This is a genomic window from Algoriphagus sp. (genome assembly GCF_039969895.1).
GTDB lineage: Bacteria > Bacteroidota > Bacteroidia > Cytophagales > Cyclobacteriaceae > Algoriphagus.
This window is the reverse complement of sequence record NZ_JBDVMZ010000012.1, coordinates 791,303-804,423: the sequence shown is the minus strand read 5'-3', so window position 1 is coordinate 804,423 and position 13,121 is coordinate 791,303. Positions and strand designations below refer to the sequence as shown.

Here is a 13,121-nt window from a genome sequence, read left to right as displayed (position 1 = left end):
ACGTAAGGCAACGCTATCCTACTTCTCCAGAAGCAAGATTTTTAGAAATTGAATTATTCCAATCGCTGACCCAAAGGTCTTCATGCTACCCCAGAAGCCCGTTCATCCAAATTTTGGAATACAAATACCTAAAAGCCTATTTATACACTCTTCTCTAGAATCCAACTTTTCGAAGATATCACTTACGTATGCCATGTACCTAAGTAGCATTTCGTAAGTACGTGTTTAGCTCATTAATTGTATTAAAAACCCTATTAATGGGTATTATTCCATTTTCTAACATTTTACCCTACTTATTTCAAATAAGTAATTATTTAATATTTCATTTTTAATTACGTATTTATACTTATATTTGAGCTCTAAATTACGTAGCCATGAAGAAAGTTATTGTCATAGGAAATGGAATGGTCGGGTATAAGTTTTGTGAAAAACTAGCTGCCCACCCTCTACGCGATCAGTTTGAGATACTTGTGTTTGGCGAGGAGGCAAGACCTGCTTACGACCGGGTTCACCTCAGTGAGTATTTCTCCTCAGACGATGCGGATAAACTACTTTTAGCTCCCCGTGAATGGTATTTGGAGAATAACATCACGCTACGAACCGGTGAGATGATCACGGATATCGAGACGGTAACTAGGCGTGTTTTCACACATAAGCATGACTATTTCGAATATGACTACCTGGTTTTGGCGACAGGATCCTCCTGCTTTGTGCCCAATATTCCTGGAGTGGACAAGCCAGGCGTATTTATCTATCGCACTATCGAAGATCTGGACGCTATAAAAGACTATGCTCAGAAACTAAAGCATGGAGGAAATATCCAATCCGCAATTCTTGGTGGTGGTCTCCTCGGTCTAGAAGCTGCCAATGCTTCGAAAGAACTCGGGTTAGAAACACATGTGATTGAATTTGCTCCGAGATTGATGCCGCGGCAACTGGATAAAGCCGCCAGTGACATGCTTCAGACTAAAATCGAAAGTCTAGAAATCAAAGTTCATCTAGGTAAAAACTCCAAGGAAATCGTAGGTGAAGAAGGGATTGAGAAAATCGACTTTACTGACGATACTTCCCTTCAGGTAGATATGCTGATCATTTCGGCAGGAATCCGTCCTAGAGATGAATTGGCTGTAAAGTGTGGCCTCAGAACCGGCGAGCGCGGCGGGATCTATGTAAATAATAAAATGGAAACTTCCGATCCTTCGATCTATGCGATAGGTGAAGTAGCACTATATAATAATGGCATCTATGGGCTAGTGGCTCCAGGATATGAGATGGCGGCGGTGGCTGTAGATCAAATCACCGGCGGGGAAAAGCTAATGAGCCCATCCATCGATATGTCCACTCAACTGAAACTAGTGGGTACGGAAGTGGCTTCCTTTGGTGATCCATTTATAGAAAATGATGAAGTCACCGCAATCGCTTATGAAAATAAGCAACACGGAGTTTACAAAAGAATCAACATCTCCAAAGATGGCTCCAAGCTTCTTGGAGGAATCATGGTTGGTGATTCTTCAGATTACAACACACTTTTCCAGCTTTACATCAACGCGATGAAGCTGCCTGAGAATCCTGAGGATTTGATCTTGGGATCCAGAGGTGGTGAAAGCAAAAGTGCTTTAAGATCTGTACTCGATCTACCAGACGCAGCACAGATTTGCTCTTGTGAAGCGGTAACTAAAGGAACGATATGCGATACCATTACGAGTGGAACGTGCTGCTCTTTATCTGATGTGGTGAAAAACACGAAAGCTTCCAGCTCTTGTGGTGGATGTAAGCCAATGGTGAGCGACTTGGTTAAAGCAACGCTGAAATCCATGGGCCAGGAAGTGAGGGAAACCATCTGTGAGCACTTCGAGTACAGCCGTCAGGAAATGTACGATCTGGTGAAGCTGCACAGCATTATGGATTTTGATGAGGCGCTGGATCGTCATGGAAAAGGACACGGTTGCGAAACTTGCAAGCCGGTCTTGGCCTCGATTTTTGCCAGCATCTACATGGAAACAGCCAATCGTCAAGCCCCTATTCAGGATTCCAACGATAGATTTCTGGCAAATATTCAGAGAAACGGCACTTACTCTGTAGTGCCTAGAGTACCGGGAGGAGAGATTACTCCTGAGAAACTAATGGTACTGGGACAAGTAGCTAAGAAATATGATCTATACACCAAAATCACTGGTGGACAGCGAATTGATCTTTTCGGAGCTCAGCTTCATGAGCTTCCAATGATTTGGAAAGAACTCATCGATGCTGGATTTGAAAGTGGACACGCTTATGGCAAATCACTTAGAACCGTCAAAAGCTGTGTAGGTTCGACTTGGTGTCGCTATGGCTTGCATGACAGCGTGAGCTTCGCAATAAGAATCGAAGACAGATATAAAGGACTTCGTTCACCTCACAAACTTAAAGGTGGAGTATCAGGATGTATTCGAGAATGTGCAGAAGCCAGAGGAAAAGATTTTGGAGTGATCGCCGTAGAAGGTGGTTGGAACCTCTTCGTCTGTGGTAACGGCGGGGCTACCCCGAAGCACGCCATTCTTTTGGCAGAAAAACTAGACGACGATACCTGCATCAAATACCTCGATAGATTCCTGGTTTACTACATCAGAACTGCTGCTCCTTTGCAGCGCACAGCTCCTTGGCTGGAGAAGCTCGAAGGTGGAATAGACTATTTAAAAAAAGTAATCATCGAAGATAGTCTGGGAATAGGTCAAGAATTGGAAGATGAAATGGAAGAATTGGTGAAGAGATATGCCTGTGAATGGAAAGAAGCCATCGAGGATCCACACATGATGAAGAGATTCAAGCCATTTGTCAATTCTGATGAGACTGACGAAAGCTTGGTTTTTGTGCCAATGAGAGAACAGAAAATGCCTAGACCTTGGTAAATCCAATAAGAATAAGATCATGGAAGAATTATTGAAAAACTATCAAACTGTAGCCGATCGGCAGGCAATTAACTGGATCAAAGTCGGTCAGACAGATGACTTTCCACCAAATGCCGGAGCCTGTGTGAAATACAACGCCAGGCAAATTGCAGTTTACCATTTTACCCGAAGCAATTCCTGGTACGCCTGCCAAAACCTTTGCCCGCACAAGATGGAAATGGTACTTTCCAGAGGCATGACTGGGGATTCTCACGGAATTCCGAAAGTGGCCTGTCCGCTTCACAAGAAGACCTTTTCGCTGGAAGATGGCAGCAATCTGAACGGAGAAGAATATAGTATTGCCATTTATCCGGTCAGGATTCAGGAGGGAAATGTATATATTGGATTTGCTGATTAATCCAATTTGACACATGAACCAATTTCAGAAAGCAATCTCATTAATCGATGAGATCAATGCTCAAGATCCCACCAAAGAAATCTTCGAGGGAAAAGAATACGCTAAAGAGCTCCTATACTCACTGCGGATGACGGAGAAACTTGCTGATTTTGAGCCAAATTGCTCAGAAGCTATGATGCTGGCTGTTCGGGCACAACATATTGGAAGGTGGAAAATCCCACGAACTGATTATCCCATGGATCGAGTAGGCTATTTGACATGGCGGGAGGAATTGAAGAAAATGCATGCTGATATGGCAGCTGAAATTCTCGAGAAATCTGGCTACGATCAGGAGATAATAGACCGAACGAAATTTTTAATCCGAAAAAAGCAACTGAAAACCGATCCGGATACCCAGACGATGGAAGATGTCATTTGCCTGGTGTTTCTTGAATACTATTTCGAAGAATTCGCTACCAAGCATGAAAACGAAAAAGTCATAGACATCCTTCAAAAAACCTGGGCGAAGATGTCTGAAAAAGGACATCGAGCCGCACTTCAATTACCTCTATCACCTTCAAGTCTTCAACTAGTCAAAGAAGCAATTACCTAAACTAATGACCGGTACACCACGATCGCTGGATCAAGAAACTTTTAATCGTCTCCGCAGACTTTATATTATTGCTTTAGGGGCGATTGCACTCTCCCTTTTAGCAAGTCAGATCCTGATCAGACAATACCTGAACGATCAGGAAAATGACAGCTATGTGGTGAATGTGGCCGGCAGGCAGCGTATGCTAAGCCAAAAACTGACCAAAGAAGCACTTTTACTTTCCCACACACAGAATCCCCAAATTTCTAAGAACCTGTCCGACAGCCTGGAACACACACTTGCCCGCTGGACAAATGCCCACCAACTCTTGCAGCTCGGGGATGAATCACAAGATTTCCTGGTAAATAATAGTCCGGAAATCACTGCCATGTTTGAGCAAATCGATCCGGATTTCAAAAAAGTGGTAGAGGCTACACAGAATTTGCTCTTTCTAAAATCAAGCAATTCTGCGGACTCCGCAGCACTTTCTGAGCAACTACAGCTAATTGAAACGAATGCAAATGACTTTCTGATCAAGATGGATCAGATCGTAAATCAATACGATCACGAAGCCAAGGAGAAAGTCTCAGATTTGCAGCGCCTGGAGCTTTTGATCACGCTATTTACCTTATTAGTATTAGTTGGTGAGTTCCTGATTATATTTTGGCCTTCGGCCAAAGCTATGAAAGCAAGCATTCACGAGCTCATGGATGCAGAGAAAAAAGCGGTCCAAATGGCTAAAAACGCAGATCTCTTAAGTCAATCCAAAGAGAAATCTGTACGTGAGCTGCAGGCACTCAGCAAGGCTATGGATCAAACGTTGCTTTTCGCCAGAATCACTCCGGAAGGTTACATCACACATTTCGGTGAGCGTTTCAGCAGGCTATACAAGGCTCAGAAATTCAATGTAAATGCGAAAATTTCCGATGTGCTTTCTACTCAGGAAAACGAACAATTGACCATCGATCGCATCATCGCCGAGAACAAAAAAGCAGGCTGGGAAGGGGAATTCAAAACTACCGCACAGACTGGCGAAGACATCTGGCTGGACGTATCCATGATTCCATTTAATTCTTCCGAAGACAAATCTGAACTGATTTTGATTTGCCTGGATATCACCAAGCGAAAGGAATATATGCATCAGGTGGAACAGCTGACGAAGGAGAGTTTCGAGGAAAAAATGCATCAGCAAAAGGTGATCTCCAGACAAATCATAGAGAATCAGGAAAATGAGCAAAACCGTATCGCTAAGGACATTCACGATGGAATCGGGCAAATGCTCACCGGATTGAAATACCTGCTGGAAAGTGTGGATACGACCGATCCTGAAAAAGCCGAAGTCAAGATCATCAAACTCAAAGAACTCACTTCTAACATTATCAAAGGGGTAAGAACCGCTACCTTCAACCTCACTCCTCCGGAATTGAAAGATTACGGAATTGTCCCGGCACTGACGGAACTGACACAGGAACTTTCAAAACTCACCGGAAAAGACATCGTGCTTTTCAATAAAACAGAATTTTCCCAGCGCATGGATTCTTTGATAGAAATCAACCTGTACCGCATCACACAAGAAGCAATCAACAATGCAATCAAATACGCAGAATCCTCGCATATCATCGTCACGGTCTCTCATAGCCCAACTATCTTGAGCATCATCGTGGATGACAATGGGAAAGGTTTTGACAAATCAAAATTGAAATCCAAGCCCGATGAAGAAGGTGGTATGGGGTTGACTTTTATGCGAGAGCGCGTGAAGTACATCAGTGGAAGACTTTTCATCAACTCCTCTCCAAACGAAGGCACCAAAGTCACCATCAACCTGCCTTTAACTTAGATTTTTTAGATTTTTATACGTAAATTCTATTACTTTACTACGTATTTACTTAAGCGCATATGAACCCAATTAAGATAGTTTTAGCTGATGATCACGAACTAGTACGGGATGGAATCAAATCTCTCTTAGAAAGTGAAAAGGAATTTCAAGTGATCGACGAGGCATCTGATGGAGTAGAAGCGCTGGAGGTAATTGCCCTTCAAAATCCCGATTTACTGATTGTGGATATCCGAATGCCTAAAATGAATGGGCTCGAAGTAGTGAAAGAAATGACTAAATCTTTTCCGAAAATCAAAAAACTAGTGCTGTCCATGCACGATTCAGAAGAGTACGTAGTCGAAGCTATACAGGCTGGTTCAGATGGATATTTGCTTAAGGGGTCTTCCAAAAGTGAGTTCCTAAAGGCCTTACACACAATTTCCAATGGCGGAAAATTTTTTGCTGGAGATGTGTCGGCGTATATTATCAACAATTTCGTCAATGGAAAACCCAAAGCATCTTCCAAGACCGATGTACTCCCGGAGGAATTGGCTACTCTGACAAACAGAGAAAAGCAGATCTTAGAACTCATTCTGGAAGGAAAAGGAAATAATGAAATCGCCGATGCGCTGGAAATCAGCAAAAGAACGGCAGAGGTTCACCGTTTTAACCTGATGAAAAAAATGAATGTGAAGAATCTGGTAGAGCTCACTACCAAATCCAGAGAATTGAATTTGATCTAGAAATTCTTACTAAGATTTATAAGTAGTCCTAAGTCCATTTAGAGCAATCTGAATGGATTTTTTTGTTTTTATTCTAAATTAATTACGTACTATTTTTATTAATTACGTATTTATACTTACTTTTAACTCAGTTAAATATAAGTATTATGGAACCACTACTTACACACAAAGCCACACGGTTAAATCTACTAAACCTTAGAACCGTTCCGATCCGAACCTTTTGGATCACCTCTATCGCCTTTTTCATCTGCTTTTTCGCATGGTTCGGAATAGTTCCTTTCATGCCAGACGTGGTCAAGGATCTTGGCCTTACTCCTGCCCAAAAATGGAATGCAACAGTTCTTGCCGTAGCCGGAACAGTCTTCGCCAGATTGCTAATCGGGAAATTATGTGACAAATACGGCCCAAGACTTTGCTACACCTGGCTTTTGGTGTTGGGATCTATTCCGGTAGTTCTTAGCGGATTGGTACAGACACCGATGCAGTTTATGATTTGCAGACTTTTGACGGGATTTATTGGTGCTTCTTTTGTCATCACTCAGGTCCATACCTCGCTGATGTTTGCATCGAACGTTGTAGGAACTGCCAATGCAACTTCAGCAGGCTGGGGTAACTTAGGTGGCGGAGCAAATAGATTGGGTATGCCAATTATCGCAGCTATAGTGATAAGTGCCGGGGTAGCTCAGGCAGATGCTTGGAGATATTCCATGGTGTTTGCCGGGATCGTTTGCTTCGCGATGGGATTGGTTTATTATTTCTTCACAAAAGACACTCCAGAAGGCAATTTCAAGGAATTGGAAGCGCAAGGCATCAAGATTCCTACCACCAAGAAGGATAAAGTTGGATTTCTCGAAGCTATCAAAGACTATCGAGTTTGGCTACTGTTTGTCGTTTACGCAGCTTGTTTCGGAATCGAATTGACGGTCTATGGTACCATGGACGATTACTTGCAGAACACCTTCCAACTGGAGCGAATCACTGCAGGTAACATCGTACTCTCCTTTGCGCTGATGAACATTTTTGCCCGTACCCTTGGCGGATACTTTGGGGATAAATTTGGAAAATTAAGGGGGTTAAAAGGCCGCGTGTGGTTTCTTGCTGCAATCCTAATTGTAGAAGGACTGATGCTTAGTTTGTTTTCTTTGGCCACAGGTCTTTTCGTAGGCTTCGCACTACTAATTGCTTTCAGTTTGTCTGTGCAAATGGCCGAAGGAGCCACCTTCTCGGTGGTACCTTTTGTAAATAGAAAGGCAATTGGCTCTATCTCCGGAATAGTGGGTGCGGGCGGGAATTTTGGAGCCTTTTTGGCAGCGCTATTTCTGAGCTCCAAATCAGCAGTGGCTGAAAAGTCAGCAATTCTAGCGAGTGAAGGGCTGGGTTCTGCAGCTGCCGCAGCCGCTCAATCCGCTGCCGCAGCAAGTGCCGTCTCTGCTGGATATTTAATTATTGGAGGTATGATTGTGGTTTCGGGCGTTGTAGCCTTAGCCATCAGGTTCAGTACCGAAGATGAAAAAGTAGCAGAGGTAGAATTAAGCAAACTGCAACCTGAATTAGTCAGAATTGATAATTAACTTGTAGCATCACACCCAAAATAGCTCTTCTGCAAATGACCATTTGTCTTGCGGATGAGCTATTTTGTTCTTAACCTATTTCCAACGGTAACTCCTGAGTAGTGATCTTAGATAAAAAAGTCAAAACCACCTGTTCATACTGCGGCGTAGGCTGCGGCATAGTCGCTGGCGTAGATGCTCAAAACAAGGTTCACGTCGAAGGTGACCAAGATCATCCTGTAAATCAGGGCATGCTTTGCTCGAAGGGCATGAACCTCCACTACGTCGTGAATGATACCTCCGACAGGATTCTCTATCCCGAGATGCGCTGGAGCAGATCCCATCCCCGTGAGCGGGTAAGTTGGGATGAGGGCTTAGATAGAGCTGCGAGAGTTTTCAAGTCTTTGATCCAAAAATATGGGCCAAAAAGCGTAGGATTCTACATTTCCGGACAGTGCCTTACTGAAGAATATTACATTGCGAATAAGCTTGCCAAGGGATTTTTCGGTACAAATAACATCGATACCAACAGTCGTTTGTGCATGAGTTCAGCGGTAGTAGCTTACAAAAAAACGTTTGGTGAAGACTCCGTTCCTATTTCTTATGAGGATATTGAGCTGGCAGATACATTTTTGATTGCTGGGGCAAATCCAGCCTGGTGCCACCCAATTCTTTTTCGAAGGCTGGAAAAGCACAAGGAGAAAAATCCAAACGTGAAGATCATCGTAGTCGATCCGCGCAAAACTGACTCCGCTTCTTTCGCTGATATTCACCTGCAAATCATTCCGGGTACGGATATCATTTTATACAATGCCATAGGCAGGAAGCTGATAGAAAATGGGTTTTCTGATAAAGAATTCATCAAAAATCACACAGAAAATTACCTTGATTATAGAAACCAGGTCATGGCAACTTCTATTAAAGATGCTGCCAAGCTCTGTGGGATCTCCGTCAAAGAAATAGCAGAAACAGCTAAGCTTATCGGTGAATCGAAAGGTTTTATCAGCATGTGGGCGATGGGGCTGAACCAAAGCGCCGTCGGCACTGACAAGAACTTTTCCCTATTAAATCTTTCCTTGGTCACAGGAAGTATCGGTAAACCTGGGAACGGCCCTTTCTCTCTCACCGGTCAGCCAAATGCTATGGGAGGACGTGAGGTGGGCGGAATGGCGAATTTACTGGCTGTTCACAAAGACCTGAACAACCCCGTCCATCGACAGGAAGTAGCGAATTTCTGGGGGGTAAACGAGATTTCTCCCGAGCCAGGTTATTCGGCTACCGAGATGTTTGACGCTTTGGAAAGTGGCGAGATGAAAGCCGTTTGGATTATTTGCACCAATCCCATGGTGAGTTTACCGAATTCCAAACGCATCGAGCGGGCGATGAAAAATGCCAAATTCGTAGTTGTTCAGGATATTTCTCATAAAGCAGACACGCTAGAATATGCCGACTTGGTGCTTCCGGCTGCAGGTTGGTTGGAAAAGGAAGGTACGATGACAAATTCAGAGCGTCGAATCTCCTATCTAACTAAAGGGATCAATCCTCCTGGTGAAGCTAGACCTGACGTAGAAATACTTTGTGATTTCGCTAGAAGAATGGGTTTCCGTGGTTTCAATTTCAACAATACCGAAGAAATCTACGAGGAATATTGCGCCATGACCAAAGGCACAAACATCGATATTTCCTTCTTGAATTACGATAGGCTGAAAAGCGAAGGCACTTTCCAGTGGCCAGTTCCGGAATACAGACATCAAGGCACTCCCCGACTCTTTGCTAACAATAAATTCTACACTCCTTCACAAAAGGCGGTCTTCAATATTCCCGCTCAAATCGAGAATACCTCCGAAAAAACCAGCAAGGAATATCCGCTCATTCTCACTACTGGCCGTATCAGGGATCAATGGCATACTATGACCAAAACCCAGAAAGTATCCCGACTTCGCACGCATTACCCAAGTCCTGTACTGGAGATCAATCCTATCGACGCCTACATCGATAAGGTAAAAGATGGTGATGTGGTAGAGGTGAAAAGCAAAAATGGTATCGTTCGCGTGAAGGCCAAGCTTTCCAAAAACATTCGAGAGGGCGTGGTCTTCCTACCGATGCACTGGGGGAAGCAATTGCAATCGGATCTGAACCGAGCGAATAACCTGACAAATACTGTGGTCGATCCGCAGTCCAAGGAACCAGATTTCAAATTCACCACAGTATCCGTTTCCAAGTATAAAAAGACACAAGAGAAAATAGTGGTCGTGGGTGCTGGAGCGGCAGCTTTCCGATTTATCCAAAACTATCGAGAGCACAATGATTCCGATCAAATCCATGTATTCTCCAAAGAACCGCACCCATTTTACAATCGAGTGCTTTTGCCAGAATATGTAACTGAGGAATTGACTTGGGAGCAACTTCAGAAGATCAAAGAGCATGAACTTCAGAAGCTAAAAATTTCCCTTCACACAGATTTATCCATAGTAAAGATCGATCCAGATAAGCAGGTGGTTGTAGATGATCAGGGACAGCAATATTCATTTGATAAGTTGATTCTGGCTACCGGCAGTAGAGCTTTTATTCCTAAAGATGCCCAATTAGACCTCCCGGGACGGTTTACCATACGAAGTAAAATCGATGCCGATCGATTCAAGAATTATTTGGATTCTACTAATCTACCACCGGAAAATCAGCATGTGGTAGTCATAGGTGGAGGTTTGTTGGGTCTGGAACTTGCCGCAGCTTTACAGCATAATCGTGTGAAAGTAACTATCGTTCAGCGAGCGTCCCGACTCATGGAGCGACAGCTGGATGATGTCTCTAGCAAGCTTCTCTCGCAGGACGTGCAAGAGCGAGGGATACATGTTTATTTCGACAACGAAGTGAGTACGGTCTTTGACGATGAGGAGCAGAAAATGCTTTCAATCACGCTGAAAAGTGGAAAAATTCTCTCTGCGAATGCTGTCGTCTATGCAATAGGAACCCAACCCAACATCAAAATCGCCAGAGATAATGGGATTGCTTGTGGTCGGGGAATAAAGGTGAATCAGCATCTTCAAACCAATTACCCAAACATTTTTGCTATAGGAGAAATCGCAGAATTCGAAAATCAACTTTTCGGAATCACCTCTGCGGCTGAGGAACAGGCCATGGTCCTAGCGAACTATATTGCAGGTGACGTGAGTAGTATTTACGCCGGATCTGTGCTGATGAATATCCTGAAATTCAAGGATCTGGAGCTGTGCAGCATTGGCGATATTCTGATTCCTGAGAATGATGATTCCTACGAGGAAATCATCTTTACGGACATGAGCCGTCGCTATTACAAGAAGTGTATCGTGAAGGATGATTTGCTTATCGGGGCAGTTTTGATGGGAGATAAAAATGAATTTGCTGAATTCAAATCCCTTATCGAAAACAAAATTGAGCTTTCCGAAAAACGAAAATCTTTGCTCATGGGATCTTCCGACACCCGACCAGTGATCGGCAAATTAGTCTGTAGCTGTAGCCGTGTGGGCGAGGGAAATATCAAGGAAGCAATAGCAGGGGGATGCTCTGACTTCACGGCGCTTTGTCAGCAAACAGGAGCCGGCCTCGGATGCGGTAGCTGCAAAACAGAGGTTCGGGATATTCTTCATCAATCCAAAGTACTGGCCTAAAATCGCAAAAAATGAAAAACACCTATTCCAGAGTGGTAGTGAAAGGCGGAGTTCTTTCGCCTGCTGAGCTTAAGCAACTATTGGAGTTGGCAGAACAGGCGGGTTTAGATACGATTTCGCTAGGTTCTCGACAGGATATCCTTTTCATTAAAGATGAGGGCTTGTTGGAAATTGAAGCTCAGAGTAAGTTTCAGCTGGTAGCGCCAGAAGACACAGGCTCGGAGAACATCGTGTCTTCGTATGTTTCCGCTGATATTTTCCCTAGCACACCTTGGCTTACGGGCGATCGCTATTTATATGTTTTGGAGCAGTTCAGAACTCAGCCGCATCTGAAAATCAACATCACAGATCCCAAGCAGCGACTGGTTCCACTTTTCACAGGTCATCTGAATTTTATTGCTTCAGAGCATGAAGACTACTGGTATCTGTACGTCCGATTGCCTGAATGGGAGGAGACCAAGATGTATCCTGCGCTGATATACAGTTGGGATATGGCAAAGGTGTCTGCTTCGATTGAGAAGATTTTGCAGGAAGAGCCAGAGACAGTGGAATTTCTTTTTGATTTAGTCAACGATGCCGTGGATTGCAACAATCGGACGGTGGATAGACCATTGGAAGTTCCCTTTTATCCTTTTCCTTACTATGAGGGAATGAATCGTGTGGGAGATGATCGCTATTGGCTGGGGCTCTATTGGAGAAATAATAAGTACTACATAGACTTTTTGAAGGTTCTTTGCGATCTGTGTGCAGATAGCCGAATCGGTAAAATTTCCATCACACCATGGAAATCCATCATCATCAAAGGAATTCCTGAAAACACCAAAATCGAGTGGGAAAGACTTCTAGGTCGCTACGGGATCAATGTGCGGCACTCCATGCTTGAATTGAATTGGCATCTTCCGGTCAATAATAAATCTGCTCTAAAGCTGAAGGAATTTTTGGTGGACAACTTTGATAAAAGAGACATTAGCACCTATGGGTTGACATTTGGCATCACAGATTATACGAGAAAAGCGTATTATTTCACTTCTATTATCATTGAGAAAAACCAGCCCCCAGCGGGCTTGGAGAATGTCAAATTGAGAAACACGTATAATTTGCTTTATGCAAAAAACTTTGATCCCAATACCCAAAAATATATCGTCTATGTCCAGGAGGTGGATAAGGCTGAATTGCCAGGGCTTTTGATTGAATTGAGTAAGATGTATTTTGAGCAGTTGGGGAAAAAGCCTGAACCATCTAAAAAGTCCATTCCATTAAAGGAGACAAAAGAGGTTGAAGTTTACCAATGTGCAGATTGCCTGACGATTTACGATTCCACCTATGGAGATGAAATGCAAGGAATAGAAGCAGGAGTTCCATTTGAAGACCTTTCATCCAGCTATTGCTGTTCACTTTGCGAAGCTCCAAAAAGTAAATTCATCAGAAAAAATAAAGCAATAGTAGCCCAATGAAAACTTTTAAAACTTAGCATTAAAGCTGATTTATATCATTCAATAAGTGCCTCACCCA

8 protein-coding genes are annotated in these 13,121 nt (G+C 43.4%); all 8 read left to right on the top strand.

What is annotated here, in order from left to right; genetic code table 11:
• Window positions 1-374 precede the first annotated feature (374 nt).
• The 8 genes from nirB (at window position 375) to ABJH64_RS09525 (ending at window position 13,063) form a co-directional block, all read left to right on the top strand.
• Window positions 375-2,885 carry a nitrite reductase large subunit NirB gene (nirB, locus tag ABJH64_RS09560; RefSeq protein WP_348276156.1) on the top strand — a complete coding sequence of 837 codons (2,511 nt, stop codon included), beginning with the start codon at window positions 375-377 and terminating at the stop codon, window positions 2,883-2,885.
• A gap of 19 nt (window positions 2,886-2,904) precedes the next feature.
• Complete coding sequence (nirD, locus tag ABJH64_RS09555; protein ID WP_348276157.1) at window positions 2,905-3,282, top strand: nitrite reductase small subunit NirD; 378 nt, start codon at window positions 2,905-2,907, stop codon at window positions 3,280-3,282.
• A gap of 13 nt (window positions 3,283-3,295) precedes the next feature.
• Window positions 3,296-3,874 (top strand): DUF4202 domain-containing protein, encoded by a 579-nt coding sequence (locus tag ABJH64_RS09550; protein ID WP_348276158.1) that lies wholly within the window; start codon window positions 3,296-3,298, stop codon window positions 3,872-3,874.
• Between the two features lie 4 nt (window positions 3,875-3,878).
• Window positions 3,879-5,690 carry a type IV pili methyl-accepting chemotaxis transducer N-terminal domain-containing protein gene (locus ABJH64_RS09545; RefSeq protein WP_348276159.1) on the top strand — a complete coding sequence of 604 codons (1,812 nt, stop codon included), beginning with the start codon at window positions 3,879-3,881 and terminating at the stop codon, window positions 5,688-5,690.
• A gap of 59 nt (window positions 5,691-5,749) precedes the next feature.
• On the top strand, window positions 5,750-6,412 hold the full coding sequence (locus ABJH64_RS09540) for a response regulator transcription factor (protein WP_348276160.1): 663 nt from the start codon (window positions 5,750-5,752) through the stop codon (window positions 6,410-6,412).
• 146 nt (window positions 6,413-6,558) lie between these two features.
• Window positions 6,559-7,983 carry an MFS transporter gene (locus ABJH64_RS09535; protein WP_348276161.1) on the top strand — a complete coding sequence of 475 codons (1,425 nt, stop codon included), beginning with the start codon at window positions 6,559-6,561 and terminating at the stop codon, window positions 7,981-7,983.
• Window positions 7,984-8,084: 101 nt separating this feature from the next.
• Window positions 8,085-11,609, top strand: a complete 3,525-nt coding sequence (locus tag ABJH64_RS09530; protein WP_348299325.1) for a molybdopterin-dependent oxidoreductase — start codon at window positions 8,085-8,087, stop codon at window positions 11,607-11,609.
• Between the two features lie 11 nt (window positions 11,610-11,620).
• Complete coding sequence (locus ABJH64_RS09525; protein WP_348275683.1) at window positions 11,621-13,063, top strand: rubredoxin; 1,443 nt, start codon at window positions 11,621-11,623, stop codon at window positions 13,061-13,063.
• Window positions 13,064-13,121 lie beyond the last annotated feature (58 nt).

Coding starts and splice junctions, on each gene's coding strand:
- nirB (WP_348276156.1), top strand. CDS start 375: ATGAAGAAAGTTATTGTCATAGGAAATGGAATGGTCGGGTATAAGTTT.
- nirD (WP_348276157.1), top strand. CDS start 2,905: ATGGAAGAATTATTGAAAAACTATCAAACTGTAGCCGATCGGCAGGCA.
- ABJH64_RS09535 (WP_348276161.1), top strand. CDS start 6,559: ATGGAACCACTACTTACACACAAAGCCACACGGTTAAATCTACTAAAC.
- ABJH64_RS09540 (WP_348276160.1), top strand. CDS start 5,750: ATGAACCCAATTAAGATAGTTTTAGCTGATGATCACGAACTAGTACGG.
- ABJH64_RS09525 (WP_348275683.1), top strand. CDS start 11,621: ATGAAAAACACCTATTCCAGAGTGGTAGTGAAAGGCGGAGTTCTTTCG.
- ABJH64_RS09545 (WP_348276159.1), top strand. CDS start 3,879: ATGACCGGTACACCACGATCGCTGGATCAAGAAACTTTTAATCGTCTC.
- ABJH64_RS09550 (WP_348276158.1), top strand. CDS start 3,296: ATGAACCAATTTCAGAAAGCAATCTCATTAATCGATGAGATCAATGCT.